The organism is Cognatiluteimonas weifangensis, from assembly GCF_003416885.1.
Taxonomy (GTDB): Bacteria; Pseudomonadota; Gammaproteobacteria; order Xanthomonadales; family Xanthomonadaceae; genus Cognatiluteimonas; species Cognatiluteimonas weifangensis.
Genome location: NZ_QVPD01000006.1, coordinates 119,948 through 145,463 on the forward strand (window position 1 = coordinate 119,948; position 25,516 = coordinate 145,463).

Annotated in this window: 26 protein-coding genes; 10 read left to right on the forward strand and 16 right to left on the reverse strand. The window is 71.4% G+C overall.

The features are described from left to right. The first annotated feature begins 53 nt into the window (after window positions 1-53). Window positions 54-443 (forward strand): GNAT family N-acetyltransferase, encoded by a 390-nt coding sequence (locus D0Y53_RS07750; protein WP_158550611.1) that lies wholly within the window; start codon window positions 54-56, stop codon window positions 441-443. A gap of 78 nt (window positions 444-521) precedes the next feature. Here the strand turns inward: D0Y53_RS07750 and D0Y53_RS07755 are convergent, their stop codons facing one another. The 7 genes from D0Y53_RS07755 to D0Y53_RS07785 all read right to left on the reverse strand — a co-directional run bounded on the left by D0Y53_RS07755 (window position 522) and on the right by D0Y53_RS07785 (window position 7,190). Beyond that, window positions 522-1,232, reverse strand: a complete 711-nt coding sequence (locus tag D0Y53_RS07755; RefSeq protein WP_233511706.1) for a haloacid dehalogenase-like hydrolase — start codon at window positions 1,230-1,232, stop codon at window positions 522-524. A gap of 23 nt (window positions 1,233-1,255) precedes the next feature. After that, window positions 1,256-2,065 carry an indole-3-glycerol phosphate synthase TrpC gene (trpC, locus tag D0Y53_RS07760; protein WP_117202641.1) on the reverse strand — a complete coding sequence of 270 codons (810 nt, stop codon included), beginning with the start codon at window positions 2,063-2,065 and terminating at the stop codon, window positions 1,256-1,258. After that, window positions 2,062-3,111, reverse strand: coding sequence for an anthranilate phosphoribosyltransferase (gene trpD, locus D0Y53_RS07765; RefSeq protein ID WP_117202642.1), 1,050 nt, complete (start codon window positions 3,109-3,111; stop codon window positions 2,062-2,064). Before trpD ends, trpC begins: the two co-directional genes overlap by 4 nt. Window positions 3,112-3,231: 120 nt before the next feature. Further along, complete coding sequence (locus D0Y53_RS07770) at window positions 3,232-3,810, reverse strand: anthranilate synthase component II (RefSeq protein WP_117202643.1); 579 nt, start codon at window positions 3,808-3,810, stop codon at window positions 3,232-3,234. A 10-nt stretch (window positions 3,811-3,820) separates the two neighbouring features. Further along, window positions 3,821-5,332 (reverse strand): anthranilate synthase component I, encoded by a 1,512-nt coding sequence (trpE, locus tag D0Y53_RS07775; protein ID WP_117202644.1) that lies wholly within the window; start codon window positions 5,330-5,332, stop codon window positions 3,821-3,823. Window positions 5,333-6,136: 804 nt separating this feature from the next. Then, a complete protein-coding gene (gene rpe, locus D0Y53_RS07780) occupies window positions 6,137-6,808 on the reverse strand; it encodes a ribulose-phosphate 3-epimerase (RefSeq protein WP_117202645.1) in 672 nt (223 codons plus the stop codon). A 49-nt stretch (window positions 6,809-6,857) separates the two neighbouring features. Then, window positions 6,858-7,190, reverse strand: coding sequence for a J domain-containing protein (locus tag D0Y53_RS07785; RefSeq protein WP_117202646.1), 333 nt, complete (start codon window positions 7,188-7,190; stop codon window positions 6,858-6,860). A 90-nt stretch (window positions 7,191-7,280) separates the two neighbouring features. Here D0Y53_RS07785 and D0Y53_RS07790 point away from each other — a divergent pair, with 90 nt between their 5' ends. From D0Y53_RS07790 to D0Y53_RS07800, 3 genes are all read left to right on the forward strand, one after another. Further along, window positions 7,281-8,189, forward strand: a complete 909-nt coding sequence (locus tag D0Y53_RS07790) for a phosphoribosylaminoimidazolesuccinocarboxamide synthase (protein ID WP_117202647.1) — start codon at window positions 7,281-7,283, stop codon at window positions 8,187-8,189. A gap of 210 nt (window positions 8,190-8,399) precedes the next feature. Further along, window positions 8,400-8,885 (forward strand): Mpo1 family 2-hydroxy fatty acid dioxygenase, encoded by a 486-nt coding sequence (locus D0Y53_RS07795; protein ID WP_117202648.1) that lies wholly within the window; start codon window positions 8,400-8,402, stop codon window positions 8,883-8,885. A gap of 14 nt (window positions 8,886-8,899) precedes the next feature. Then, complete coding sequence (locus D0Y53_RS07800; protein ID WP_117202649.1) at window positions 8,900-9,808, forward strand: DMT family transporter; 909 nt, start codon at window positions 8,900-8,902, stop codon at window positions 9,806-9,808. Here D0Y53_RS07800 and D0Y53_RS07805 read toward each other — a convergent pair. The 4 genes from D0Y53_RS07805 to hppD form a co-directional block, all read right to left on the reverse strand. Continuing rightward, window positions 9,805-10,695 carry an NAD-dependent epimerase/dehydratase family protein gene (locus tag D0Y53_RS07805; RefSeq protein WP_117202650.1) on the reverse strand — a complete coding sequence of 297 codons (891 nt, stop codon included), beginning with the start codon at window positions 10,693-10,695 and terminating at the stop codon, window positions 9,805-9,807. The two genes, D0Y53_RS07800 and D0Y53_RS07805, sit on opposite strands and share 4 nt — an antisense overlap. Then, window positions 10,695-11,933: a Na+/H+ antiporter NhaA gene (gene nhaA, locus D0Y53_RS07810; RefSeq protein ID WP_233511707.1), complete on the reverse strand. Its 1,239-nt coding sequence runs from the start codon at window positions 11,931-11,933 to the stop codon at window positions 10,695-10,697. The genes D0Y53_RS07805 and nhaA overlap by 1 nt, the downstream gene beginning before the upstream one ends. Before the next feature lie 246 nt (window positions 11,934-12,179). Continuing rightward, on the reverse strand, window positions 12,180-13,478 hold the full coding sequence (hmgA, locus tag D0Y53_RS07815) for a homogentisate 1,2-dioxygenase (RefSeq protein ID WP_117202652.1): 1,299 nt from the start codon (window positions 13,476-13,478) through the stop codon (window positions 12,180-12,182). A gap of 75 nt (window positions 13,479-13,553) precedes the next feature. Further along, window positions 13,554-14,654 (reverse strand): 4-hydroxyphenylpyruvate dioxygenase, encoded by a 1,101-nt coding sequence (gene hppD, locus D0Y53_RS07820; RefSeq protein ID WP_325048067.1) that lies wholly within the window; start codon window positions 14,652-14,654, stop codon window positions 13,554-13,556. Between the two features lie 104 nt (window positions 14,655-14,758). On the opposite strand from hppD, the gene D0Y53_RS07825 reads away from it, so the two are divergent. Beyond that, window positions 14,759-15,232, forward strand: a complete 474-nt coding sequence (locus tag D0Y53_RS07825) for a MarR family winged helix-turn-helix transcriptional regulator (protein ID WP_117202653.1) — start codon at window positions 14,759-14,761, stop codon at window positions 15,230-15,232. A gap of 83 nt (window positions 15,233-15,315) precedes the next feature. Here the strand turns inward: D0Y53_RS07825 and D0Y53_RS07830 are convergent, their stop codons facing one another. Both D0Y53_RS07830 and D0Y53_RS07835 read right to left on the reverse strand, forming a co-directional pair. Next, on the reverse strand, window positions 15,316-16,818 hold the full coding sequence (locus D0Y53_RS07830; RefSeq protein WP_117202654.1) for a peptide MFS transporter: 1,503 nt from the start codon (window positions 16,816-16,818) through the stop codon (window positions 15,316-15,318). 119 nt (window positions 16,819-16,937) lie between these two features. Further along, window positions 16,938-17,822 carry a tryptophan 2,3-dioxygenase gene (locus tag D0Y53_RS07835; RefSeq protein ID WP_117202655.1) on the reverse strand — a complete coding sequence of 295 codons (885 nt, stop codon included), beginning with the start codon at window positions 17,820-17,822 and terminating at the stop codon, window positions 16,938-16,940. Window positions 17,823-17,957: 135 nt separating this feature from the next. Between D0Y53_RS07835 and pdhA the strand changes: the two genes are divergently transcribed. The 4 genes from pdhA to D0Y53_RS07855 all read left to right on the forward strand — a co-directional run bounded on the left by pdhA (window position 17,958) and on the right by D0Y53_RS07855 (window position 22,154). Next, window positions 17,958-19,034 carry a pyruvate dehydrogenase (acetyl-transferring) E1 component subunit alpha gene (pdhA, locus tag D0Y53_RS07840; RefSeq protein WP_117202656.1) on the forward strand — a complete coding sequence of 359 codons (1,077 nt, stop codon included), beginning with the start codon at window positions 17,958-17,960 and terminating at the stop codon, window positions 19,032-19,034. Further along, window positions 19,027-20,040, forward strand: a complete 1,014-nt coding sequence (locus D0Y53_RS07845) for an alpha-ketoacid dehydrogenase subunit beta (protein WP_117202657.1) — start codon at window positions 19,027-19,029, stop codon at window positions 20,038-20,040. The genes pdhA and D0Y53_RS07845 overlap by 8 nt, the downstream gene beginning before the upstream one ends. A gap of 147 nt (window positions 20,041-20,187) precedes the next feature. Further along, window positions 20,188-21,609, forward strand: coding sequence for a dihydrolipoamide acetyltransferase family protein (locus D0Y53_RS07850; protein ID WP_117202658.1), 1,422 nt, complete (start codon window positions 20,188-20,190; stop codon window positions 21,607-21,609). A gap of 158 nt (window positions 21,610-21,767) precedes the next feature. Continuing rightward, the gene (locus tag D0Y53_RS07855) at window positions 21,768-22,154 is read left to right on the forward strand and encodes a VOC family protein (protein WP_117202659.1); all 387 of its coding nucleotides are present in this window, start codon (window positions 21,768-21,770) and stop codon (window positions 22,152-22,154) included. A gap of 62 nt (window positions 22,155-22,216) precedes the next feature. On the opposite strand, the gene D0Y53_RS07860 is transcribed toward D0Y53_RS07855, so the two are convergent. Together D0Y53_RS07860 and D0Y53_RS07865 are read right to left on the reverse strand one after the other, a co-directional pair. Continuing rightward, window positions 22,217-22,522, reverse strand: a complete 306-nt coding sequence (locus D0Y53_RS07860; protein ID WP_233511708.1) for a hypothetical protein — start codon at window positions 22,520-22,522, stop codon at window positions 22,217-22,219. Then, window positions 22,519-23,823 (reverse strand): tryptophan--tRNA ligase, encoded by a 1,305-nt coding sequence (locus tag D0Y53_RS07865; RefSeq protein WP_117202661.1) that lies wholly within the window; start codon window positions 23,821-23,823, stop codon window positions 22,519-22,521. The genes D0Y53_RS07860 and D0Y53_RS07865 overlap by 4 nt, the downstream gene beginning before the upstream one ends. A gap of 114 nt (window positions 23,824-23,937) precedes the next feature. Here D0Y53_RS07865 and D0Y53_RS07870 point away from each other — a divergent pair, with 114 nt between their 5' ends. Continuing rightward, window positions 23,938-24,732: a hypothetical protein gene (locus D0Y53_RS07870; RefSeq protein WP_117202662.1), complete on the forward strand. Its 795-nt coding sequence runs from the start codon at window positions 23,938-23,940 to the stop codon at window positions 24,730-24,732. Between the two features lie 76 nt (window positions 24,733-24,808). Here the strand turns inward: D0Y53_RS07870 and D0Y53_RS07875 are convergent, their stop codons facing one another. Then, window positions 24,809-25,012 carry a CsbD family protein gene (locus tag D0Y53_RS07875; RefSeq protein ID WP_117202663.1) on the reverse strand — a complete coding sequence of 68 codons (204 nt, stop codon included), beginning with the start codon at window positions 25,010-25,012 and terminating at the stop codon, window positions 24,809-24,811. Window positions 25,013-25,516: the final 504 nt, after the last annotated feature.

Here is a 25,516-nt window from a genome sequence, read left to right on the forward strand (position 1 = left end):
CTGCCGGCCCTGCGCCGCGGGTGCGGCCGGCGACAGCGGACGACGCCGGGGCCGTGGCCCGGCTGCTGGCCCAGCTCGGCTATCCCTGTGCGCACGAGGAGGCCGCCGAACGCATCGCGGTGATCGCCGCCGACCCGCGCCAGCACCTGCTGCTGGCCGAGCATGACGGCGCGGCCTGCGGGCTGGTCTCGCTCCACCTCCTGTACTCGCTCGCGCACGGCGCGGAGCTGGCGCGCATCACCGCGCTGGTGGTCGCCCCCGAGCACTGCCGCCGCGGCATCGGCCGTCGGCTGCTGCGCGAGGTCGAGCAACTGTCGCGCCGCCGCCGCGTGCACCGGATCGAGGTCGCCAGCAACGCCCAGCGCACCGGCGCGCACGCGTTCTACCGCGACTGCGGTTACGCCGACGGCTCGCTGCGCTTCGTCAAGATGCTGGGCGACTGACGGGACGCCGCACAGGGCAGCATGCGGCAGCGGCGCGCGCCGACGCCTGCGGCCGGCACGGGGCGCCCCGGCGCCGCTCTACCCCGGCGGATCGCCAGCGCGGTGGGCACAACCCCAGTTGAGAATCGGCGTGCCCGGCGGCAGCACGCGGCGGAACAGCGCCACCCGCGAGCGCTTCGGGTTGACCACCACCGGCCGGCGCGCGGCCTGCAGCAGCGGCAGGTCGGCGGCGCTGTCGGAATAGGCGATCGCGATCCGGTCGTAGCCGTGGTCCCAGATCATCCGCATCTTGTTGGCCGCGTGGCAGTGCTGCACGGTGACGTAGCCGCCCAGGAACGGCTCGCCGAGACTGCCGATCACCGGCAGGTCCTGGTGGGCGACGAAGTCCAGGATCGCGCGCGCCAGCTCCGGCGGCGCGCCGGTGGCGATCAGCACCCTGTCGCCGGCGACACGGTGGCGGTGCAGCACCTCCAGCGCCCGCGGCAGCAGCCGGGCGCGGATGGCCGCGGCGTCGGCCTGCACGTAGGCGTCGATCAGGCGCTCGATGTCGCGGCCGCCGCCGACCGTGCCGATCCACAGGAACCCGGAAATCCCGCGGCGCCGGGTCGGCAGCCAGGCCACCATCGGCAGCAGCAGCGGCGCGGCCAGCAGCGCCAGCGCCTGGCGCCAGCGGCGGCGCCGGATCAGCCACGCCACCAGGTGCGCGCCGGAGTCGCCGGCGTACAGGGTGTGGTCGAAGTCGAACACCACCAGCGGCCGGTACGGCAGCGCGGTCTCGGGTGCGGGCATCGGCGCGGGCTCGGGGAGCGGCATCATGCGGCGAAGAATAGCCGTTGCAGCGCCGCGCCCGGATCGGCTTCGCGCATGAACGCCTCGCCGACCAGGAACGCGTCGACGCCCGCGGCGCGCAGGCGGCGCACGTCGGCGGCGGTGGCGATGCCGCTTTCGGTGACCAGGCGGCGCTCCGGCGGCACCGCAGTGCGCAGCGCCAGGGTGGTGTCCAGCGACACCTTGAAGCTGCGCAGGTCGCGGTTGTTGATCCCGAGCAGCGGCGCGCGGCCGGCCACCGGCGGCAGCGCCAGCGCGCGCTGCAGCTCGTCCGCGGCATGCGCTTCCAGCAGCACGTCCATGCCCAGCGCCAGCGCCTGCGCGGACAACGCCCGCAGCTGCGCGTCGTCGAGCGCGGCCACGATCAGCAGAATGCAGTCGGCGCCCAGCGCGCGCGCCTCGACCACCTGGTAGGGATCGACGGTGAAATCCTTGCGCAGCACCGGCAGGGTGCAGGCGGCGCGGGCCTGCTGCAGGTGGGCGTCGGCGCCCTGGAAGAACTCGACGTCGGTCAGCACCGACAGGCAGGCGGCGCCGGCGGCGGCGTAGCTGCGCGCGATCGCCGCCGGGTCGAAGTCGGCGCGGATCAGGCCGCGCGACGGGCTGGCTTTCTTGATCTCGGCGATCACCGCGGGCGCGCCGGTCGCCACCCGGGCCGCGAGCGCGGCGGCGAAGCCGCGCGCCGGCGGCAGCTCCGCGGCCCGCGCCGCCAGTTCGCGCAGCGGCACGCGCGCGCGGCGCGCGGCCACCTCCTGCGCCTTGCGCTGCAGGATCCGCTGCAGGATGTCGTTCATCGCCCGCCCGTCCCGGCGCCGGCGAGGCGCTGCGTGGCGGCGACGAACTCCCGCAGCTTCGCCCGCGCCGCGCCGGAGGCGAGCGCGGCACGGGCGCGGACGATGCCGTCGGCGATGGAGTCGGCGACGCCGGCCGCGTACAGCGCCGCGCCGGCGTTCAGGGCCACGATCTCCCGCGGCAGGCCCGGGGTGTCGTCGAGCGCGCTCAGCAGCATCGCCTTCGACTCGGCGGCATCGGCCACGCGCAGGTTGCGGGTATGCGCCATGGCGATGCCGAAATCCTCCGGATGCACCTCGTACTCGCGCACCGCGCCGTCGCGCAGCTCGCCGACCAGGGTCGCCGCGCCCAGCGACAGCTCGTCCATGCCGTCGCGGCCCCACACCACCAGCGCGCGCTGCGCGCCCAGCGCCTGCAGCACCCGCACCTGGATGCCGACCAGGTCCGGATGGAACACCCCCATCAGGATGTTCGGCGCGCCCGCCGGGTTGGTCAGCGGGCCGAGGATGTTGAACAGGGTGCGCACCCCCAGCTCCCGGCGCACCGGCGCCACCATCTTCATCGCCGGATGGTGCAGCGGCGCGTACATGAAGCCGACGCCGGTGGCGCCGATGCACTGCGCCACCTGCTCGGGCTGCAGCTCGATCGCCGCGCCCAGCGCCTCCAGCACGTCGGCCGCGCCCGATCTGGAGGACACGCTGCGGTTGCCGTGCTTGGCGACCCGGGCGCCCGCCGCCGCGGCCACGAACGCGGCGGCGGTGGAGATGTTGAAGGTGTGCGCGCCGTCGCCGCCGGTGCCGACGATGTCGACCAGCTGCGCGCGGTCGGCGACCTCCACCGGGCGCGCGAACTCGCGCAGCACCTGCGCCGCGCCGGCGATCTCGTCGACGGTCTCCTTCTTCACCCGCAGCCCGGTGAGGATCGCGGCGGTCAGGGCCGGCGGGACCTCGCCGCGCATGATCCGGCGCATCAGGTCGACCATTTCGTCGAAAAAGATTTCGCGGTGCTCGATGGTGCGCTGCAGGGCTTCTTGCGGGGTGATGGGCATGGTGTGGGCTCGTGTGGGTCGGTGCCTGCGGCCGCGACGCAGGCGGGCGCGACGCAGGTCGCGATGGGAAACAAGCGCGGGGCCGGATCGCGACTCGCGTCCTCCACCGCCGGGCCGCGGTCAGCGCTCCAGGAAGTTCTTCAGCAGCGCATGGCCGTGCTCGGTCAGGATCGATTCGGGGTGGAACTGCACGCCTTCCACCGGGTGTTCGCGGTGGCGCAGGCCCATCAGCGCCTCGACACCGCCGTCGGCGTGCTCGCTCCAGGCGGTGACCTCCAGGCACGGCGGCAGCGCGGCCGCGTCCACCACCAGCGAGTGGTAGCGGGTCGCCTCGAAACCGTCCGGCAGCCCCGCGAACACGCCGGCGCCGCGATGGCGGATGCGCGAGGTCTTGCCGTGCATGATCCGGCCGGCGCGCACCACCTGGCCGCCGTAGGCCTGGCCGATCGCCTGGTGGCCCAGGCACACGCCCAGGATCGGGATGCGCGGGCCGAGCGCGCGGATCAGCTCCAGCGACACCCCGGCCTGGTCCGGCGTGCACGGCCCCGGCGAGATCACGATCCGCTCCGGCGCGCGCGCGGCGATCTGCGCCACGCTCAGCGCGTCGTTGCGCACCACCTCCACCTCCGCGCCCAGCGCCTGCAGGTACTGCACCAGGTTGAAGGTGAAGCTGTCGTAGTTGTCCAGCATCAGCAGCATGGGGACGTCCTCACAGGCCGCGCGCGGCTTCGGCCACCGCACGGAACAGCGCGCGGCCCTTGTTCATCGTCTCTTCCCACTCCAGCGCCGGGTCGGAGTCGTGGACGATGCCGGCACCGGCCTGCACGTGCAGCCGGCCGTCCTGGATCACCGCGGTGCGGATCGCGATCGCGGTGTCGGCGTCGCCATGCCAGCCGAGGTAGCCGATGGCGCCGGCGTAGACGTTGCGCCGGATCGGCTCCAGCTCGCGGATGATCTCCAGCGCGCGGATCTTGGGCGCGCCGCTGACGGTGCCGGCCGGGAAGGCCGCGCGCAGCACGTCGGCGTACGACAGCCCGGCGCGCAGCGTGCCGGTGACCTCGCTGACGATGTGCATGACGTGGCTGTAGCGCTCGATCCCGAACCGCTCGCCCACTTCCACCGTGCCGGATTCGGCGACGCGGCCGACATCGTTGCGGCCCAGGTCGATCAGCATCAGGTGCTCGGCGCGCTCCTTGGGATCGGCCAGCAGCTCGGCCTCCAGCGCCGCGTCCTGCGCCGCGGTGGCGCCGCGCGGGCGGGTGCCGGCGATCGGGCGCACGGTGACGGTGGCGCGTCCGTGCGCGTCGTGCTGCAGCCGCGCCAGGATCTCCGGCGAACTGCCGACCACCTGCATCTCGCCGACATCCAGGAAGTACAGGTAGGGCGACGGATTCAGCGCGCGCAGCGCGCGGTACACGTCGATCGGGCGCGCGGCGAAGGGCACCGACAGCCGTTGCGACAGCACCACCTGGAACACGTCGCCGGCAGCGATGTAGGCCTTGGCCCGGGCGACCGCATCGAGGAAGCCCTCGCGGCTGAAGCCGGAGACGAACTGCGCCTCGTCCAGCACCTGCGGCTGCTGCAGCTGCGGATAGCCGGCGCCGCCATGGCGCAGGCGATGGCTGAGTTCGTCCAGGCGGCGATTGGCGCGCGCCAGCGCCTGCGGCTGCGCCGGATCGGCGTGCACCACCAGGTACAGCCGGCCCTTGAGGTTGTCGAACACCGCCAGCTCGGTGCTGAGCATCAGCAGGATGTCGGGGGTGCCGAGCTCGTCGGGCTTGTCGGCACCGCGCAGGCGCGGCTCCAGGTACTGCACGCATTCGAAGCCGAACCAGCCGACCAGCCCGCCGCTGAAGCCCGGCAGGCCGTCGATCCCGGGCACCGAATGCGCGGCGCGCAGGCGCTCGACCTCGGCGAAGGGATCGGCGACTTCGCGCGCTTCGACCAACTCGCCATGCTCGGTCACCGACAGGGTGTGGCCGGCGAACGCGTACACCCGCTGCGCCGGCAGGCCGATGATCGAATAGCGGCCGAAACGCTCGCCGCCCTCGACCGATTCGAACAGGTAGGTGTGCGGGCCGTCGGCCAGCTTCAGGTAGACCGACAGCGGCGTGTCGAGGTCGGACAGGACCTCGCGCACCACCGGGATCAGGGTATGGCCGTCAGCGGCGTGACGGGCGAAGCGCTCGGCGGCTTCGGCAGGGCTCGGGCTGGTACTCACGCAGGACTTCCTTCGACGGGCAGGCAGGGACGGCGGCAACGGTGGCGGCAGGCCACCATCGCCAGCCCTGCGGGGCTGCGAACGAAGGAGTGAAGGCGCACAAGCTCATGGGCCGACTCTAGCAGGCGAGGCAGCGGCGGCGCTAGCTGCGATCTCTCAGCAGGTTGTCCCTCCGGGGCCGACTCCGAGACTGGAGGTGCCCCGGATGGACCTGCAAGAACATGATTTCTCTCCCGGGCACGGAACCTTTGCGGAGGAAGCCGGTGGGGGCCGCCCTCGTGTGGGAGACGCCGTGAATGCATCCCGAGTGCGGAAACCTCTGCGGGGAGAAGCCGGCGGCCCGGCCTGTGCGGGACACGCCGTGAATACATCCCTGTAGGCTCCTCGGCGGCATCCATGCCGCCGACGGTCCCGCACAGGCCGAGCCACCGGCTTTCGGGCAAGTGAGTCGGCGCTTGTAGAGAAAACCAACCAGAAGCGATGGACGCCAATCTCGCCAAGTCGCCGCCCGGCTGGCTGGGGGTGCGGAGAGTGGACCAGGGAGGGTCCACGACCCGACTTAAAGACAGGAGGTCGTCAGGAGGGCGCAGCACCCCCAGCCAGCCGGGCGGCGACTCCCGCCGAAGCCGATCCCCAGATTGCAGGCCGGGTTGGCCTGCGCCCCGACTTAAAGACAGGAGGTCGTCAGGAGGGCGCAGCACCCCCCACAGCCCGCGGCGGCGACTCCGTCCGAAGCCGATCCCCTGGGCAGCTGCAAAGCGCCAATCCCGCGTGTCTCACCGAACAACGCGGCGGGTCGACACGCTAGCGCACCGCCGCGACCGCGGCTTTCATCGCCGCGATCACCGCGGCGTAGTCCGGCTGGCCGAAGATCGCACTGCCGGCGACGAAGGTGTCGGCGCCGGCGGCGGCGATCGCGCCGATGTTGTCCGGCTTGACCCCGCCGTCGACCTCCAGCCGGATCGGCTTGCCGCAGCGCTCGATCATGCCGCGCACCACGCGCAGCTTGTCCAGGGTCGCCGGGATGAACGACTGCCCGCCGAAGCCTGGGTTCACCGACATCAGCAGTACGTGATCCAGATCCTCCAGCACCCAGTCGAGCACGTCGACCGGGGTGGCCGGGTTCAGCACCAGCCCGGCGCGGCAGCCGCCGGCCTTGATCAGCTGGATCGTCCGGTGGACGTGACGCGAGGCTTCGGGGTGGAAGCTGATTTCGGTCGCGCCGGCCTTCACGAAGTCCGGGACGATCCGGTCCACCGGCTCGACCATCAGATGCACGTCGATCGGGGCGCTGACGCCGTGCTTGCGCAGCGCTTCGCACACCAGCGGGCCGATGGTCAGGTTGGGGACGTAGTGGTTGTCCATCACGTCGAAGTGGACCCAGTCGGCGCCGGCGGCCAGCACCTGGTCGACCTCCGCGCCGAGGCGGGCGAAGTCGGCCGAAAGGATGGACGGGGCAATGACGGTCGGCTGCATGGGCGGCGGATTCCTGGTGGTGGCGCCGGGCGTCCGGCCTGGGCACAGCTTACCCGCGCTTGCGCAAGGTCCGGATGCGGTCGTAGGCGGCGTTGATCTCGCGCGACCGGGCCTCGGCCTGGCGGCGCAGTTCCGCGGCCGCGCCGGCAAGCCGGTCGGGATGGTACTGGGCGATCAGCCGGCGCCAGGCCAGGTCGACCTCGGCGTCGCTGGCGTCCGCGGTCAGGCCGAGGACGCGGTAGGGGTCGTCGCGGCGGCGGAACCAGTCGGCGTCGAAGGCGTGGCCGATCAGCACCCCGATCAGCGCGCCCAGCAGCGGGTTGGCCCGCAGCAGCGCCGCGCCGGCGAAGAAGCCGAGCAATTTGCCGTACCAGCGTTTCATCGCCGCAGTCTACAAGCCGCGGGGGCGCCATCGGCGCGTTCGCGCCGTACACTAGCCGGCCCCGGAACCGCAAGCCCACAGGCATCCCGCGTGGCGACCACCCTGCTGCAATCCGACCTTCCCGGCCTCACCCTGCGCCACCGCGGCAAGGTCCGCGACGTGTTCGACCTGCCGGCCGACGGCGGCGAGCCGAAACTGCTGATGGTCGCCAGCGACCGCCTCAGCGCCTTCGACGTGGTGCTGCCCGACCCGATCCCCGGCAAGGGCGAGATGCTGTGCCAGATCAGCAACTTCTGGTTCGCGCAGACCGCGCACATCGTGCCCAATCACCTCACCGGCATCGACGTCGCCAGTGTGCTGCCGGCCGGCGTGGACCCGGCGCTGTACGCCAAACGCGCGGTGGTCGCGCGCAAGCTCAAGCCGGTGCCGGTGGAGGCGATCGCCCGCGGCTACCTGATCGGCAGCGGCTGGAAGGACTACCAGCGCACCGGCCGGGTCAGCGGCATCGCCCTGCCGCCGGGCCTGCGCCAGGCCGAGCAGCTGCCGCAGCCGATCTTCACCCCCTCGACCAAGGCCGCGGCCGGCGCCCACGACGAGAACATCGACTTCGACACCATGGTGCGCACGGTCGGCGCCGATCTCGCCGAACAGGTGCGCGACGCAACCCTGCGCCTGTACACCTTCGCCCGCGACTACGCGGCGCAGCGCGGGATCATCCTGGCCGACACCAAGTTCGAGTTCGGCACCGACGCCGACGGTCGCCTGTACGTGATGGACGAGATGCTGACCCCGGACTCCTCGCGCTACTGGCCGGCCGACCAATACCAGGTCGGCTCCAGCCCGCCCAGCTACGACAAGCAGTTCGTACGCGACTACCTGGAGACGCTGGACTGGGACAAGACCGCGCCCGGACCGCGACTGCCGCCGGAGGTCATCGCCCGCACCCGCGCCAAGTACGCCGAGGCGCTGCACAAGCTGGCGGGCATTTCGATCGACTGATTGCGAAGCGGTTCCCCCCGAAGCCGGGCACTCCATGTGGCGCGAGAAGGCGCCCCGCGCCGGGGCGGGCTTCGAGTGCACCACGGATGGCACGCGGCCGCGCATCGGCGCCGGACGCGGCGTTTGAGCGGCGAAGCCCGCTCCGGCATGGGGCGCCGACCTGCGAAGCGATGACTTGCCCACCGCGGCCACCAAGCGCAAGCTCGCCGCATGAATGCCCAAACGCCCGCCGACCGCCGGATCGACCGCTGGTTCGCCCACTACTCCGGCGACCATCGCCACCCGGTGAACCAGCGCATCCACGTGTTCGCGGTACCCCTGATCCTGTGGAGCGCGATCGCGCTGCTGTGGTGCATTCCCGTCGTCGGCAGCTGGTTCCGGCCCGGGCTGTGGGCGGCGCTGGCGATGTTCTTCGCCTGGGCGTTCTACTACCGCGCCTCGCGCAAGCTGGGCTACGGCATGCTCGCGGTCTTCGTGCTGCTGGGCTGGCTCACGCGCTGGCTGCACGAAGCGCTGGGCACGCAGCAGCTGCTGCTGGCGGCGGTCGCGGTGTTCGTGCTGGCGTGGATCGCGCAGTTCGCCGGCCACAAGATCGAAGGCCGCAAGCCGAGCTTCCTCACCGACCTGACCTACCTGCTGATCGGCCCGGCCTGGGTGCTGGCCAAGCTGTACCGCAAGCTCGGCTGGTCGTACTGAGTGCGCGCGTCGCGATGAGCGCATCGCGCGGCGGACTGCACGGCCGCGACCTCGTGCTGGTGCTGGTGATCTGCGTCGCCTGGGCGCTGAACTTCCTCACCTCGGCGTGGGCGCTGCGGGAAATCCCGCCGTTCCTGTTCACCGCGCTGCGGCTGGTGATCCTGGCGCTGCTGCTCGCCGCCTTCGTCAAGCCGCCGCAACGCGGGCAATGGCCGCTGCTGATCGCGGTGGCGCTGTGCAACGGCGTGCTGCACTTCGGGCTGAGCTTCTGGTCGCTGCAGCTGGCCGGCAACCTGTCGTCGCCGGCGATCGTGATGCAGAGCTACGTGCCGATGGCGGCGCTGCTGGCGTGGTGGTGGCTGGGCGAACGCTTCGGCTGGCGCACCGGCGCGGCGATCGCCGTGAGCTTCGCCGGGGTGCTGGTGCTGGGCTTCGATCCGATGGTGCTGCAGGCGCCGGCGTCGCTGCTGCTGATGCTGGTGTCGGCGGTGTTCCTCGCCGTAGGCACGGTGCTGATGCGCCGCCTCAACGGCCTGGACATGTTCAGCCAGCAGGGCTGGACCGCGATCATCGGCGTGCTGCCGCTGCTGGCGTTGAGCGCGTGGCTGGAGCCGGGCGGGTTCTCCGGCTTGCGCCATGCGACCTGGATCGGCTGGGGCGGCGCGGCCTATTCGGCGCTCGGCTCCTCGCTGCTGGGCCATGGTCTGTACTACGTGCTGGTGCAGCGGCATCCGGTGGCACAGGTGACGCCGTGGCTGCTGCTGGCGCCGGTGCTGGCGGTGCTGCTGGGCGTGTGGATCTACGGCGACCGCCCGGGCACGCAATTGTGGCTCGGCGGCGCGATGGTGCTGGGCGGCGTGCTGTCGATCGCGATGCGCGCGCTGGCGAAGGCGCGGCCGATGCCGCCGCCCGAGGAGATCTAGGGCCCGGCCTCCCCGGGAGGCTCGCGGCGCGGCGGGTCGAACGTGCCCGCGCCCGGCCGGAACGGGCGCGGCGCATAGCCGAAGGCGGCGTGCGCGGGCGTCGCATCGAACACCAGGTCCTCGCGCATCCGCGCCAGCGCGGCATGGCCGAAGCCGCCCCCGCGGCTCAGCGCGCGCGCGCCCAGCAGCGCCGCGGCGAACAGCGGCGCCGGCACGTCGTACAGGCGCGGCGGCGGTCGCAACGTGGCCAGCGTGCGCGCGACCATCTCGCGGTACGGCAGCGTTTCGCCGCCGGGCAGGGCAAAGGCGCGGGCCTGCGCGGCCGACGCATCCAGCGCCGCCAGCGCGGCGTCAGCGAGATCGTCGACGTGCACCGGCTGGCGCAGGCCACGGGCATCGCGCGGCAGCGCGAACCGGCCCCAGCGTCGTGCCAGCTCCGCGATCCGCGTCAGCGTCCGGTCGCGTCCAGCGCCGTAGACCAGGGTCGGCCGCAACAGCGTCGCCTGCGCGCCGCGCGCGGCGGCGGCGGCGAACACGCCCTGCTCGCCTGCGTGCAGGCGTCGCGCCAAGTCGCGTTCGTGCGGGTCCGCGGAGTCGCGCTTGACCGCGACGCTGGTCGAGCCGAACGCCAGTACCCGCGGCGCGTCCACCGTTGACGCCGCGTACCAGCGCGCGAATTGGTCCAGTGGCCCGCAACTGAAGATCGCATCGACCGACCGCGGCAGGCCCTCGCACTGCGCCAGGTCGCCGCGCAGCCACCGCACGCCGGGCGCGTCCGCCTGTCGCGTGCGCGAGACCGCGACCACGCGCCAGCCGGCGTCGCGCAGGCGCGCGAGCAGCGGCGTGCCGATCTGGCCGCTGCCGCCGAACACCAGCGCCTGCGGCATCAGCGTTCGCCCTGCGGCTGTTTCGGCAGCACCGCGCGCAGCCACGTCAGCCCCAGCAGCGCCGCGATCACCGAGGCGGCGAGCACGCCGAGCACGGCTTCCTCGTAGCGCAGGTCGCTGTAGGCCAGCGAGGCGATGAACAGGCTCATGGTGAAACCGATGCCGCACAACAGCCCCAGGCCGAGCATCGCGCGTCCATCCATCCCGGCCGGGAACCGCGCCCAGCGCAGCGCACGCAGCGCCAGCGCCGCGCCGACGATGCCGACCGGCTTGCCCAGCACCAGCGCCAGCACGATCCCCAGCGGCAGCGCCGCGAACGCGTCCTGCAGCCGCAGGCCGCCGAGCACCAGCCCGGCGTTGGCGAAGGCGAACAACGGCAGGATCGCGTACGCCACCCAGGGATGCAGCGCGTGCTCCAGGTATTCCAGCGGCGAGTGCTCGACCGCGTCGGGGATCGTGTTGCGGCGATTCACGTGCGGGATCATCAGCCCGGTGGCGACCCCGGCCAGGGTCGCGTGCACGCCGGACTTGAGCATGGCGACCCACAGCACCGCGCCCAGCAGCAGGTACGGCGTCAGCGCGGTCGTGCCGCGACGGTTGAGCAGCAGCATCAGCGCCAGCGCGGCACCGGCCCAGACCAGCGCCGCCAGCGACAGCCCGTGCGAATAGAACAGGGCGATGATCAGGATCGCGATCAGGTCGTCGACCACCGCGATCGTCGACAGCAGCAGCTTCATTCCCGACGGTACGCGCGAACCCAGCAGCGCCAGCACGCCGAGCGCGAAGGCGATGTCGGTCGCGGTCGGCACCGCCCAGCCGCGCATCGCCGCGGCGTCGCCGTGGTTGAGCGCGGTGAACAGCAGCGCCGGCACCGCCACTCCGGCGCAGGCGCAGGCCAGTGGCAGCAGCAGCTGCTCGCGTCCGGCCAGCTGCCCGGTCAGCGACTCGCGCTTGATCTCCAGCGACACCAGCAGGAAGAACACCGCCATCAGGCCGTCGTTGATCCACAGCAGCAGTGGCTTGGCGATCCGCAGCTCGCCGAACACCACCGCCACCGGCAATCCGCGGAAGCCGTCGTAGAGCTGCTGCAGCGGCGAGTTGGCGCACAGCAGCGCCAGTGCCGCGGCGGCGATCAGGACGATGCCGGCGGCCGCTTCCAGGCGCAGGAAGTCGGCCAGCGCCTGCAACGCGCGTTCGGGCAGGCGGGCCATGCGCGCGACGGCGGGCGTGGGATCCATGCGCACAGTCTAGCAACCGCCGCCGGACCGCCGCGGGCGACGCGCAGCCGACGCGCGGCGCAATGACGGTCGCGCGCGGGCCGCGCGCCGGGCGCGGGCACTGCCCGCGCGGGCAGCAGCAGGCCACCAACGCCGCCGGCAGGTTTGCGCCTTCGCGCCTGCCGATGCGCAGGTCGCCCCTGCGCACCGGATACGGCGCCAACGCGAATGCCGGCGGCGCCGGCACCGCGACGCGCGAACGCCGCGTCAGTGCGCGAAGTGCTTGCGCAACCCGGCCCAGCAGGCCTGGTAATCGCGCTGCCGGTGTGCCGCCTCCAGCGCCTGCCGGGTCGGCCGGATCACCGCGCGGGTCTCGAACATCACCGCCATGGTATCGGCGATAACGTCCGGCCGCGACAGATCCGCATGACTGGCCTTGTCGAAGGTGGCCGCGTCCGGACCGTGCCCGGTCATGCAGTTGTGCAGCGACGCGCCGCCGGGCGCGAACCCTTCCGCCTTGGCGTCGTAGGCGCCGTGCACCAGGCCCATGAACTCGCTGGCGACGTTGCGGTGGAACCACGGCGGCCGGAACGTGTCCTGCATCGCCAGGATCCGCGGCGGGAAGATCGCGAAGTCCAGATTGCTGGTGCCGGGCGTGTCGCTGGGCGAATGCAGCACCAGGAAGATCGACGGATCGGGATGGTCGTAGCTGATCGAGCCGATGGCGTTGAACCGGCGCAGGTCGTACTTGTACGGCGCGTAATTGCCGTGCCAGCCGACCACGTCCAGCGGGCAGTGGCCGATCGGCGCGCGCCACAGGTGGCCCTGGAACTTGGCGATCAGCTCGAACTCGCCTTCGCGGTCCTCGTAGGCCGCGTGCGGAATGAGGAAGTCGCGCGCGTTGGCCAGGCCGTTGCTGCCGATCGGGCCCAGGTCCGGCAGCCGCAGCAGCGCGCCGAAGTTCTCGCACACGTAGCCGCGGGCCTGGCCGTCGGGCAGCGCGACGGCGAAGCGCACGCCGCGCGGAATCACCGCGATCTCCTGCGGCGCCACGTCCAGCACGCCCAGCTCGGTCTCGATGTGCAGGCGGCCGAGCTGCGGCACGATCAGCAGCTCGGCGTCGGCGTCGTAGAACCAGCGCTCGCGCATGTCGCGGTTGGCGGCGTACAGGTGGATGCCCACGCCGGTGCCGGACGCCGGGCCGCCGTTGCCGGCCATGGTGAACAGGCCGTCGACGAAATCCGCCGGTGCCGCGGCGTCGGGCAGCGGCAGCGGATCCCAGCGCAGCTGTTCCGGCGTCACCGGATCCTCGCCGAACGCGTTGTGGAAACCGCGCGCCCCGGCGTAGGGCGCGAACGCGCCGTGCACCGCCGCCGGGCGGATCCGGTACAGCCAGCTGCGCCGGTTGGCCGCACGCGGCGCGGTGAACGCCGTGCCCGAGAGTTGCTCCGCATACAGCCCGTGCGCGACCCGCTGCGGCGAGTTGCGCCCGACCGGCAGCGTGCCGGCCAGCGCCTCGGTGGCGAACTCGTTGCCGAACCCCGACTGGTAACCGTTGGATTCCATGTCTGTCCCGTGGAGCGGGCCGCGGCCCGCGATGGCTGGTGGCCGCGCGTGGCGGCGAACGGCGGGACGCTCGCCCTAGAGCACGCCGCGCTTGATCTGGTCGCGCTCGATGGATTCGAACAGGGCCTGGAAATTGCCCTCGCCGAAACCCTCGTTGCCCTTGCGCTGGATGATCTCGAAGAAGATCGGGCCGAACGCGTTCTGGGTGAAGATCTGCAGCAGCTTGCGCCGCTTGGTCTCCGGGTCGGCGTCGATCAGGATCGCGTTGCGGCGCAGCCGCGGCACGTCCTCGCCGTGGTCCGGGATGCGCTGGTCGATCACGTCGAAATAGGTGTCGGGCGTGTCCAGGAACGCGATGCCGGCCGCGCGCATCCGCTCCACCGTGGCGTAGATGTCGTCGGTGAACAGCGCGATGTGCTGGATGCCCTCGCCGTGGTAGGCGCGCAGGTACTCGTTGATCTGGCTCTTCTCGTCGCTGGACTCGTTCAGCGGGATGCGGACGATGCCGTCGGGCGCGGTCATCGCCTTGGACAGCAGGCCGGTCTTGGCGCCCTTGATGTCGAAGTAGCGGATTTCGCGGAAGTTGAACAGCTTCTCGTAGTAGTCCGACCACTTGGCCATGTTGCCCACGTAGAGGTTGTGGGTGAGGTGGTCGATGAAGGTCAGGCCGAAGCCCTTCGGCGCCGGGTCGGCGCCGGGCAGCGGCAGGTAGTCGGCGTACAGGTCCTCGCGGGCGTCGTCGACCAGGTACAGCATGCACTCGCCGATGCCCTTGATCACCGGGGTGGCGACCGCGCCGGTCTGCGGCTTGTGGTCGGCGCGTGCGCCGCCGTTGGCCAGCACGTGTTCCAGCACCCGGGCGGTGGGCTGCCGGAAGCGGATCGCGAAGCCGCAGGCCGAGGGGCCGTGCTCGGCGGCGAAGTCGGACGCGAACGAATCCGGATCCTCGTTGAGCAGGAAGCTGATCGCGCCCTGGCGGAACAGGGTGATGGCGCGGTCCTTGTGCCGGGCGATGGCGGTGAAGCCGAGCTTTTCCAGGTAGTCGCGCATGGCCGCGCCCTGGCCCGCCGGCGCGGCGAACTCGACGAACTCGAAACCGTTGATCCCCATCGGGTTCTCGAAAGTGGTCACGGTCATGCCGGGATCGGGGCCGGTGACGGCGCGCTGCACGCTCATGGAAACTCCTGCGGATCGGGAACGGGGGTGTTGCGCTGCCGCTTGCGCGGCCAGGGTCGCCGTTATAGTTTCAGATGAAACCATTTGCAAGGCACAGCGCAGCAATGTCCAGCCCGCAGCCCGTCCACTCCGCCGCCGCCGGCGACACCCTGGAACTGGAGCGCTTCCTGCCCTACCGCCTCAGCGTGCTGGCCAACCAGGTCAGCCAGCGCATCGCCGATACCTACGTCGGGCGCTTCGGCCTGGCGGTGACCGAATGGCGGGTGATCGCGGTGCTGGGCCGCTTCCCGGGCCTGTCGGCCACCGGCGTGGCCGAGCGCACGGCGATGGACAAGGTCGCCGTCAGCCGCGCGGTGGCCTCGCTGCTGGACAAGGGCCTGCTGACCCGCACGGTCCACGGCGAGGACCGGCGCCGCTCGGTGCTGGGCCTCAGCCGCGAGGGCCTGCGCCTGCACGCGCAGGTCGCGCCGCTGGCCCTGGGGATCGAGCACCGGCTGCTGGCGCGGCTGGATGCGGGGGAACGCAGGCAGCTGCTGGCGTTGCTGGACAAGCTCGGCGCGGCGCTCGAGGCGCCCTGAAGACGCCGACGGCAGCCGCAGCTGCCGTCGGCGTGCGCACGCGCGGGCCGCGCCGGCGCCCGGCCGGCGCGGGAGCGTGGCGCCTACTTCACCCCGTGCATCAGGCGCTGGATCAGCGGCGCGATCAGGAACAGCAGCACGCCGCAGCCGAGCAGCGCCCAGAAGCCGAAGGTGTAGCCGGAGTGCGCCGAGGCCACGGTCATGCCGGTGTCGCCGCTGACGTGGCTGGCGAAGATGCCCGACAGGTTGTTGCCGATGCCGGTGGACAGGAACCAGCCGCCCATGCCCAGGCCGACCAGGCGCACCGGGGCGAGCTTGGTGGTCATCGACAGGCCGATCGGCGACAGGCACAGCTCGCCGATCGACTGGATCACGTACACCGCGACCAGCGTCCACAGCGGGATCATGCCGCTGGCGCTGAGCAGGCTGGACAGCGCGAACATCAGCAGCAGGAAGGCGAGACCGTTGAAGATCAGGCCCAGGCCGAACTTGCGCGGAATCGACGGGTTGTGGCGGCCGAGCTTGATCCAGATCCAGGCGATCAGCGGCGCCAGGGTCAGGATCGCGACCGAGTTGACCGACTGGAACCACGCCACCGGGAACGTCCAGCCGCCGAGGTCGCGGTCGACGATCTTGTCGGCGAGGAAGTTGAACGAGCTGCCGGCCTGTTCGAAGAACATCCAGAACATCACGTTGAACGCGAAGATGATCAGCATCGCCAGCGCCTTGTCGCGCGCCACCGGGCCGTCGCGGAATCCCTCGACCATGATCATCGCGCACAGGCCGACGAACAGCGCGCTCAGCACCCATTGCAGGTTGGCGGCGTCGATCGCGAGCAGGAAGTAGATCAGCGGGATCGCCGCGACGGCGCCCAGCAACACCCACAGCACCCGGCTCTTCTGCTCCTCGCCCGCGATCGGGCGGCCGATGCCCTGCAGCTGGCGGCGACCGAACCAGAACCACACCAGGCTGATCAGCATGCCGATGCCCGAGGCGATGAACACGATCTTGTAGGCCGGCATCTCGTCGCTGCCGAACACCTTGCTGGCGAGCCAGCCGGTGAGGATCGGCGCCAGGAACGCGCCGGCGTTGATGCCCATGTAGAACAGGGTGAAGCCGGAATCGCGGCGCTCGTCGCCGGTCGCATACAGCTTGCCGACCATGGTCGAGATGTTGGGCTTGAACAGGCCGTTGCCCGCGATCACGGTGGCGAGGCCGAACTTGAACACGGTCTCGTCCGGATACGCGATCAGGAACAGGCCGGTGGCCATGATCACCGCGCCGAGCAGGATCGAGCGCTGGTAGCCCAGGACCTTGTCGGCGATGTAGCCGCCGAAGATCGCGGCCGCGTACACCAGCGCCAGGTAGGCGCCGTAGACGCGGTTGGCCGGCGCCTCGCCGGTCCCGGAACCGTCGTAGAACTGGGCCACGATGTACAGCACCAGCGCCCAGCGGATGCCGTAGAAGGCGAAGCGCTCCCAGAACTCGGTCATGAACAGCATCCACAGCGGACGCGGATGCCCCATGACCTGCTTGAATTCCGGAACCGGTGCGGCCGGCGTCGGTGTGCTTGCGGCTGCGCTCATGCGCTCTCCCCTGATCGATCGTGCGGCTGGAAGCCCGGCGCGGCATGCGCGGGCCGGGGCGAGAATGTCCGACGGATGCGACCGGCGTCAAACCCGCGGGCGCATGCTGCTTTGCAGCATCAGTCGCCGGACGCGGTCGCCAGGGCGCGCGCGGGGTCGATCTCGGTGCGTACGTCGAACAGTTCCGGGAAGAAGGTCAGGTCCAGCGCGCGCTTGAGGAAATCCACCCCGGAGCTGCCGCCGGAGCCGCGCTTGAAGCCGATGATCCGCAGCACCGTGCGCATGTGGCGGAAGCGCCAGAGCTGGAACTGGGTCTCCAGATCCACCAGGTCCTCGCACAGGGCGTACTCGCGCCAGTAGTGGTCGGTGTGCTCGTAGATGCGCTCGAACACCGGCAGCAGCTCGCGGTCGAGCGCGTGCGGCTGGGTCCAGTCGCGCTCCAGGTGGCGCTGCGGCACCGCATGGCCCCAGCGCGCCAGATAACGCAGGAACTCGTCGTACAGGCTCGGCGCCTGCAGCACCGCGGTCAACGCCTGGTGCGCCGCAGCATCGTGCGCGAACACCTTCACCATCGAGGCATGCTTGTTGCCCAGCAGGAACTCGACGGTGCGGTACTGCAGCGACTGGAAGCCGCTGGACTGCCCGAACACGTGGCGGAATTCCATGTACTCGGCCGGGGTCAGCGTCTCCAGCACCGTCCACTGGTTGGTCAGCTGCTCCAGCACCCGCTTGCAGCGCGCGGCGACCTTCTGGAACGGCCCGACGCGATCGTGGCGCAGGTGCTCCACCGCGGCGGTGAGCTCGTGGATCATCAGTTTCAGCCACAGCTCGCTGGTGTGATGCTGGATGATGAACAGCATCTCGTCGTGGTGCGGCGGCTGCGACAGCGGATGCTGGCAGGACAGCAGCTGGTCCAGGTGCAGGTAGCTGCCGTAGTTCATGTGGCCGGCGAAATCGGTCTGGATGCCCGCCTCGAGCGGACGCTGGTTCTGGTCGGTGCTCATCCGCGCAGTTTCGCACGTCGCCGGGGCGGCGGCGCCTGATCCGGGTCAAGTCGGCTGCGCTTGCCGCCCCCCTGCGGGCGCCGGCCCCGGTCGATTCGTTATCATGGCGGTTCTGCCGCTACCGGGCCCGACCGCATGACCGTCGCCGCGCATTTCGAGATCGAATACCTGCAGTACCTCGGCCCGGACGGCAAGCCGGTCGCCGAACTGCCGCAAGCCTTCCGCGACCCCGCCACCGTGCTGCCGCTGTTCAAGCAGATGCTGTACGTGCGCACCTTCGACGACAAGGCCATCCGCCTGCAGCGCACCGGCAAGCTCGGCACCTACGCCGCCTGCCTGGGGCACGAGGCCACCCACGTCGGCATCGGCGCCTCGATGCAGCCGCAGGACGTGTTCGCCCCCAGCTACCGCGAGTACGGCGCCCAGTTCATGCGCGGCGTGCGCCCGCGCGAGGTGCTGATGTACTGGGGCGGCGACGAGCGCGGCAACGACTTCGCCGGGCCGAAGAACGATTACCCCTGGTGCGTGCCGATCGCGACCCAGATGCTGATGGCGGCCGGCGCGGCGCTGTCGTTCAAGCTGCGCAAGCAGGAGCGGGTCGCGGTGGCCAGCTGCGGCGACGGCGGTTCGTCCAAGACCGACTTCTACGCCGCGCTCAATTCCGCCGGCGCCTACACCCTGCCGCTGGTGCTGTGCGTGGTCAACAACGGCTGGGCCATCAGCGTGCCGCGCAAGGCCCAGACCGGCGCGCAGACGCTGGCGCAGAAAGGCCTGGCCGGCGGCCTGGCCTGCCTGCAGGTGGACGGCAACGACCTGATCGCGGTGCTGGAGGGCATGCGCCGCGCCATGACCCGCGCGCGCAGCGGCCAGGGCGGCAGCGTGATCGAATTCCTGACCTACCGCCTGCACGACCACACCACCGCCGACGACGCCCGCCGCTACCGCGGCGAGGACGAGGTCAAGGCCGCCTGGACGCGCGAGCCGATGCTGCGCCTGCGCACCTGGCTGACCGCCGCCGGGCTGTGGGACGAAGCCCGGGAAAAAGCCTGGCTGGAGGAATGCGCGCGGCTGGTGGACATCGAGATCAACGCCTACCTGGAGACCAAGGTGCAGCCGGTCGAGGCCATGTTCGATTACCTGTACGGCGACCCGCCGCCCGAGTTGCTGGCGCAGCGCGCGGCCGCCATTGCCCTGGAGAAGCGCAATGGCTGAGCAAGCATCCGCCGCGCCCGCGGCCCCGGCCGCCATCACCCTGATCGAGGCGATTACCCAGGCGCTGGCCTACGAATTGCGTCACGACGAGCGCGTGCTGGTGCTCGGCGAGGACGTCGGCGTCAACGGCGGCGTGTTCCGCGCCACCGCGGGGCTGTCGGCGACCTTCGGCCCCGAGCGCATCCTCGACACCCCGCTGGACGAGACCAGCATCGCCGGCCTCACCGTCGGCATGGCCAGCCAGGGCCTGCGCCCGGTGGCCGAGGCGCAGTTCGACGGCTTCATGTATCCGATGGTGGATTTCATCATCTGCCACGCCGCGCGCATGCGCTACCGCACCCGCGGCCGCCTGACCTGCCCGATGGTGCTGCGCGTGCCCTGGGGCGGCGGCATCCGCGCGCCGGAACACCACAGCGAGGCCAACGAGTCGATCTTCACCAACGTGCCCGGGCTGCGCGTGGTGATGCCGTCCTCGCCGGCGCGCGCCTACGGCCTGCTGCTGGCCGCGATCCGCGACCCGGATCCGGTCATCTACATGGAGCCCAAGCGCATCTACCGCCAGTACAAGGAAGTGGTGCCCGACGACGGCGAGGCGCTGCCGCTGGACGTGTGCTACGTGCTGCGCGACGGCAGCGACATCACCCTCGTCACCTGGGGCGCACAGGTGAAGGAAACCCTGGAAGCCGCCGAGGCCCTGGCCAAGGACGGCATCAGCGCCGAGGTCATCGACGTGGCCACGCTGACGCCGCTGGATTTCCCCACCATCGCCGAGTCGGTGGCCAAGACCGGGCGCTGCGTGATCGTGCACGAAGCGGCCAAGACCGCGGGCTTCGGTGCCGAGATCGCCGCGCGCCTGGCCGAGGAATGCATGTACGACCTGCTGGCGCCGGTGGAGCGCGTCACCGGCTACGACACCCACATCCCGCTGTTCCGGCTGGAGATGAAATACCTGCCGAGCGTGGAGCGGATCGTCGCCGCCGCCAGGCGCGCGGTGGCCGCAGGCTGATCGTTCGGATCCCCGCGGACGCGGGGATCCGGCGCCCTCGCGGTCGAGCGTCCACGCAAGATCGAAGTCGCTGGATGGACCGCCATCCGGCTGTCCACGGCCCCCGCTTCCGCGGGCATGGCGGCACATAGCAAAACGGGAACAACCATGACCACCAAACAATTCCTGCTTCCCGACCTCGGCGAAGGCCTGCCCGACGCCACCATCGTCGAGTGGTACGTCAAGGTCGGCGACACCATCCGCCTGGACGAGAACCTGGTGTCGATGGAAACCGCCAAGGCGGTCGTCGACGTGCCCTCGCCGGTCTCCGGCAAGGTGCTCAAGCTCGCCGGCGGCGCCGGCGACGTGATCGTCACCGGCGCGATGCTGGCCGAGTTCGAGCTCGACCCGTCGCTGCCGCAGCGTGCCGAGGGCCAGGACACCGGCCACCACCATGGCGGCGCCCCCGCGCCGGACCAAAGCGTGGGCAGCCAGGACCCGGCGCCGGACGACCGCGTGGTCGCCTCCGACGAGGGCGGCGCGATTTCCGCGGCCGGCACCGCGGCGGCCAAGGGCCACGCCGACGGCGCCCGCGCCGAGCCGGGCCGCGACGCCGGCACGGTGGTCGGCGCGATGCAGTCCTCCGATGCGGTGCGCAGCGAAACCGCGGTCGCGGTCGGCGGGGTCAAGGCGATGCCCGCGGTGCGCGCGATGGCACGCAAGCTCGGCGTGGACATCGCCCGCGTGCGGGCCCGCGGCGCCGACGGCACGGTGACCATGGACGACGTCAAGCGCGCCGCCGCGGACGGCAGCGCCAGGCCCGGCGCGGCGCCGACGCCGGCCGCGATGCGTGCGCACTTCGAGGCCGCACGCCCGGCCGCGCCGGCGCAGCGCAGCACGCTCTCGCAGGCCGGCAAGCCGATGCGCACGCAGCCGCCGGGCGTGGCCGCCAGCGGCCAGCCCGAGCAGCTCAAGGGCGTGCGCCGCAACATGGCCCGGGTCATGGCCGACGCCCACGCGCAGGTGGTGCCGACCATGCTCTGCGACGACGCCGACCTGCACGCCTGGATCGGCAAGCAGGACATCACCGCGCGCCTGATCCGCGCGATCGTCGCCGCCTGCAAGGCGGTGCCGGCGCTCAATGCCTGGTTCGACGGCGACAAGCTGACCCGCACCCTGCATCCGCACGTGGATATCGGCATCGCCGTGGATACCGACGACGGCCTGTTCGTGCCCGCCCTGCGCAACGCCGACATGCTCGACGCGGCCGCCGTGCGCGGCGCGATCGGGCGCCTGCGCAAGCAGGTCGAGGAGCGCACGATCCCGGCCAGCGAACTGGCCGGCTACACCATCTCGCTGTCCAACTTCGGCATGTTCGCCGGCCGCTACGCGACGCCGGTGGTGGTGCCGCCGTGCGTGGCGATCGTCGGCGCCGGCAAGCTCAGCCACGACGTGGTCGCGGTGATGGGCGGCATCGAAGTGCACCGGCGCATGCCGATCTCGCTGACCTTCGACCACCGCGCCGCCACCGGCGGCGAAGCCGCGCGCTTCCTCAAGGCGCTGCTGGACGACCTGGCGCTGCCCCAGTAACCGACGCGCGGGCAAGCGTGCGGCGCGCCCGAGGCTCCACCCGCCCGGGCGCGGCCTGCGCGCTCCTGCCCGGCCGACACCGACACGACGACGGCGGCCGGGCCCGCCGTGTCGCGTTGGCGCTAGCATGTGCCGTCCGCCGCAACGGAGCGCATGCCATGAGCCATCGCAGCCGCCTGGCCGGTTTCATCATCGACTGCCGGGTCGACGACCTCGAACCGGCAGCCACGTTCTGGAGCCGGGCGCTCGGCTTGCCGATCGCCGATGCCGACGCCGGCGACGTCCCCGGTCAGTATCAGCAGTTCGGCGACACCCCGGCGGACCTGCACATCGAGGTGCAGAAGGTCGACCACGCCTCGCGCGTGCACCTGGACATCGAGGCCGACGACATCGACGCCGAGGCCGACCGCCTCGAACAGCTCGGCGCCCGACGCATCGGCTTCGTCAAGCGCTGGTGGGTGATGGAGGCCCCCAGCGGGCAGCGCTTCTGCGTGGTGAAGATGCACCACCCGGAGAAGGGACCGCAGCCGAACGAGTGGCCGTAGGGAGCGCTTGCCCCTGTCCGCCCCTGCGGGATGCTTTCTCCCCGCAGGCGGGAGAGGGCGATTCAGCGACGGAGCAGGGCGCGGCGGACGAACACCGCGACGGTGAGCACCAGCAGGAACACGCCGTAGCCGGCGGAGGTGGCCAGGATCTGCGGCCACATCTCGCCGTGCTGGCGGTCGGCGTAGCCATGGCTCCACTGCAGCGTGGCGATGAAGGCGGCCAGCGCCCCCGCGAGGACGAGGATGTCGAACACGCGCCGGCGCGCGTCGCGCGGCTGGCGCGGGAACGCCCAGTACAGCCAGGACAGGATCAGGAACCAGGGCGCGAACAGGACCAGCGCCAGGATCGGCATGGACGACAGATTCATGCCCTGGCGTCTTCGGCTGCGCGCAGCGCCTCCAGCGCCCGGGCCACCTCGTCGCCGGCCACACCCTCGCCCAGCGCGACGTCCTCGTCCGGACCCGCGAAGCCGCCGCGCTTGAGCGCCGCGACCCGCTGCCCGGCGTCCTTCGGCGACGCGAAGCCGCGGCTTTGCAGCAGCACGCGCTCGCCCTCGACCAGCTTGAAGCAGAACTTGCCGTCGGCCTCGCGGTACTGCTTGAACGCCGGCAGCGCGGCGTCCTTCTTCGCCGCGGCCTTCGCGGCGGCGACGGGCACGTGGGTCAGGTCGCGCAGGCCCACCGCCTCGCGCAGGCGGGCCAGCGCGGGGATGGCGTATCGCGCGCGCAGGCGCGCGGCGCCGGCGCGCAGGACCGCCTCGATCTCCGCCGGCTTCGCCATCAGCGCGTCGTACTTTTCGCGCAGCGGTGCGACCTCGGCGTCGATGCGCTCGAACAGCCGCTGCTTGGCCTCGCCCCAGCCGATGCCGTCGGCGTAGGCCTGGCGCATCGCCGCGGTTTCGTCCGCCGCGGCGAAGGCCTGGTAAAGCTGGAACAGCGCCGAGCCTTCGGTGTCCTTGGCCTCGCCGGGTGCGCGCGAGTCGGTGACGATGCCGGCGATCAGCTTCTTCAGTTCGCCGCGCGGGGCGAACAGCGGGATGGCGTTGTCGTAGCTCTTGCTCATCTTGCGGCCGTCGAGGCCGGGCAGCGTGGCCACCTGTTCCTCGATCGCCGCCTCGGGCAGGGTGAAGTGCTCGCCGTACAGGTGGTTGAAGCGCTGCGCGAAATCGCGCGCCATCTCGATGTGCTGCACCTGGTCGCGGCCCACCGGTACCTTGTGCGCGTTGAGCAGCAGGATGTCGGCGGCCATCAGCACCGGATACATGAACAACCCGGCGGTGACGCCGGCATCCTCGTCCTCGCCGAGCTCGCGGTTGCGATCGCCCGCCGCCTTGTAGGCGTGGGCGCGGTTGAGGATGCCCTTGCCGGCGACGCAGGCCAGCAGCCAGGTCAGCTCGGTAGTCTCGGGGACGTCGGACTGGCGGTAGAAATGCACCGTGTCCGGATCCAGCCCGCAGGCCAGCCACGCCGCGGCGATCTCCAGCGTGGAGCGCTGCACGCGCTCGGGCTGCTGGACCTTGATCAACGCGTGGTAGTCGGCGAGGAAATAGAAGCTCTCGACCCCGGGCGCGCGGCTGGCGGCGATCGCCGGGCGGATCGCGCCGACGTAGTTGCCCAGGTGCGGCGTACCCGAGGTGGTGATGCCGGTGAGGACGCGGGTCGGGGTCATTGCGGGCACGGCGGGCGTGCGGATCGGGAACACGACCCGCAGTTTACCGGAGCGACCAACCCCACTGCCGGCACCGGTGCGTTCCAGCGCGGGCCTTCCACCGGAGACACCGCCATGATCCGCACGCTGTCGCTGCTCCCCGCCCTGCTGTTGTCGGCCGTGCTGCTGGCCGGCGCCTGCCCGCCCGCCGACGCGCAGCCGCGGGTGGAACTGTCGGTCGTCGACCGCGACAGCGGCCGGATCCTGCCCGAATACGCCGCGCACGGCCAGGCCTGGATCGCCGGCACGCCCGGCCACCGCTACGCCGTGCGCCTGCGCAACCGCAGCGGCGGGCGCGTGCTGGTGGTGCTGTCGGTGGACGGCGTCAACGCCGTCAGCGGCCAGACCGCCGACCCGGCGCAGGCCGGTTACGTGCTGGGCCCCTGGGAAAGCGCCGAGATCCCCGGCTGGCGCAAGTCGCTGCAGGAGGTCGCGCAATTCGTGTTCACCGACCTGGCGGACGCCTACGCCGCGCGCACCGGACGGCCGGACAACGTCGGGGTGATCGGCATCGCCGTGTTCGACGAGCGCCGGCCCCTGCTCCCTCCGCCCGCCGCACCGCCGCCGGCGGTCGCCGAACGCGGCGCCGCGAAAGCCGCGAGTCCGGCCGCTGCAGCGGACAACGCTACAGCCGGTCGCGAACTGGCGGCGCAGCGCCTGGGCACCGGTCACGGTGCGCGCGAATGGGCGCCGGTCGGCAGCACCCGCTTCGTCCGCGCCAGCGTGCAGCCGCAGCAACTCACGCAACTGCGCTACGACGACCGCGCCACCCTGCTCGCGCTGGGCGTCCTGCCGCAGCCATCCGCGCAACTGCCGCTGCCGCCGCAGGCGTTCCCGCAGCACTTCGTACCCGATCCGCCGCGCTGGTGAGGCACACATGCGCAGGGCCGGCGCTTGCCGGCCCTGCGCGGGGATGGATCGGTCGCTGTCGCTGGTGACAAGCGCGTCAGGAATGCAGCGTCCGTTCGAAGTCGCGGACCTCGTTCTCGGCGCGGTCGCGGTCCCAGCCGTACTGCTCCTGCAGCTTGCCCGCCAGATACTTGCTGTCGCCCTGCTGGACGTCGAACACGTCGTCGGAGAGCTTGCCCCACTTCTTCTGCGCCTGGCCTTTGATCTGCGTCCACTTGCCGGCAATGATGTCCTTGTTCATGGAGTGAATCCTCATCAGGGGGAAGGAATCCGGCGGTGCGCATCACGCATTCGCCGGAGCGCAAGTGTGCCGCCGCGCATGTTGCCCACCGGTCAAGATTGCGTTGCATGAAACGAAGCCGCGCGTCGGCGCAGCGCGAAATCACTCGTCCACACGCTGAAATCGCCGCGGGGTAAATCCTGGATACGCAGCGAATACATTCCCAATGCCGAAACCTCTGCAGAGGAAAGCAGTAGCTCGGCCTATGCGAGACACGCCGCGAACACATATTTCAAGTGCGGACCCTTGTGGGGGGAAGCCGGCGGCCCGGCCTGTGCGGGACACGCCGTGAAAACATACCTTCAAGCGCGGAAATTCCGCGGAAGAAGCCGCTGTGAATCCGTCTCCGAGCGCGGAAGCTTCCGTGGGGGAAGCCAGTGGCCCGGCCTGTGCGGGACACGCCGTGAATACGTCCCTGTAGGCTCCTCGGCGGCATCCATGCCGCCGACGGTCCCGCACAGGCCG

Excerpts from the sequence above, each read along its gene's own strand:
- D0Y53_RS07755 (WP_233511706.1), bottom strand. The coding sequence starts at position 1,232 with ATGCCCGCACCCGAGACCGCGCTGCCGTACCGGCCGCTGGTGGTGTTC.
- trpC (WP_117202641.1), bottom strand. The coding sequence starts at position 2,065 with ATGAACGACATCCTGCAGCGGATCCTGCAGCGCAAGGCGCAGGAGGTG.
- trpD (WP_117202642.1), bottom strand. The coding sequence starts at position 3,111 with ATGCCCATCACCCCGCAAGAAGCCCTGCAGCGCACCATCGAGCACCGC.
- D0Y53_RS07770 (WP_117202643.1), bottom strand. The coding sequence starts at position 3,810 with ATGCTGCTGATGCTGGACAACTACGACAGCTTCACCTTCAACCTGGTG.
- rpe (WP_117202645.1), bottom strand. The coding sequence starts at position 6,808 with ATGCAGCCGACCGTCATTGCCCCGTCCATCCTTTCGGCCGACTTCGCC.
- D0Y53_RS07785 (WP_117202646.1), bottom strand. The coding sequence starts at position 7,190 with ATGAAACGCTGGTACGGCAAATTGCTCGGCTTCTTCGCCGGCGCGGCG.
- D0Y53_RS07795 (WP_117202648.1), top strand. The coding sequence starts at position 8,400 with ATGAATGCCCAAACGCCCGCCGACCGCCGGATCGACCGCTGGTTCGCC.
- D0Y53_RS07800 (WP_117202649.1), top strand. The coding sequence starts at position 8,900 with ATGAGCGCATCGCGCGGCGGACTGCACGGCCGCGACCTCGTGCTGGTG.
- D0Y53_RS07805 (WP_117202650.1), bottom strand. The coding sequence starts at position 10,695 with ATGCCGCAGGCGCTGGTGTTCGGCGGCAGCGGCCAGATCGGCACGCCG.
- nhaA (WP_233511707.1), bottom strand. The coding sequence starts at position 11,933 with ATGGATCCCACGCCCGCCGTCGCGCGCATGGCCCGCCTGCCCGAACGC.
- hmgA (WP_117202652.1), bottom strand. The coding sequence starts at position 13,478 with ATGGAATCCAACGGTTACCAGTCGGGGTTCGGCAACGAGTTCGCCACC.
- hppD (WP_325048067.1), bottom strand. The coding sequence starts at position 14,654 with ATGAGCGTGCAGCGCGCCGTCACCGGCCCCGATCCCGGCATGACCGTG.
- D0Y53_RS07825 (WP_117202653.1), top strand. The coding sequence starts at position 14,759 with ATGTCCAGCCCGCAGCCCGTCCACTCCGCCGCCGCCGGCGACACCCTG.
- D0Y53_RS07830 (WP_117202654.1), bottom strand. The coding sequence starts at position 16,818 with ATGAGCGCAGCCGCAAGCACACCGACGCCGGCCGCACCGGTTCCGGAA.
- D0Y53_RS07835 (WP_117202655.1), bottom strand. The coding sequence starts at position 17,822 with ATGAGCACCGACCAGAACCAGCGTCCGCTCGAGGCGGGCATCCAGACC.
- pdhA (WP_117202656.1), top strand. The coding sequence starts at position 17,958 with ATGACCGTCGCCGCGCATTTCGAGATCGAATACCTGCAGTACCTCGGC.
- D0Y53_RS07845 (WP_117202657.1), top strand. The coding sequence starts at position 19,027 with ATGGCTGAGCAAGCATCCGCCGCGCCCGCGGCCCCGGCCGCCATCACC.
- D0Y53_RS07850 (WP_117202658.1), top strand. The coding sequence starts at position 20,188 with ATGACCACCAAACAATTCCTGCTTCCCGACCTCGGCGAAGGCCTGCCC.
- D0Y53_RS07855 (WP_117202659.1), top strand. The coding sequence starts at position 21,768 with ATGAGCCATCGCAGCCGCCTGGCCGGTTTCATCATCGACTGCCGGGTC.
- D0Y53_RS07860 (WP_233511708.1), bottom strand. The coding sequence starts at position 22,522 with ATGAATCTGTCGTCCATGCCGATCCTGGCGCTGGTCCTGTTCGCGCCC.
- D0Y53_RS07865 (WP_117202661.1), bottom strand. The coding sequence starts at position 23,823 with ATGACCCCGACCCGCGTCCTCACCGGCATCACCACCTCGGGTACGCCG.
- D0Y53_RS07870 (WP_117202662.1), top strand. The coding sequence starts at position 23,938 with ATGATCCGCACGCTGTCGCTGCTCCCCGCCCTGCTGTTGTCGGCCGTG.
- D0Y53_RS07875 (WP_117202663.1), bottom strand. The coding sequence starts at position 25,012 with ATGAACAAGGACATCATTGCCGGCAAGTGGACGCAGATCAAAGGCCAG.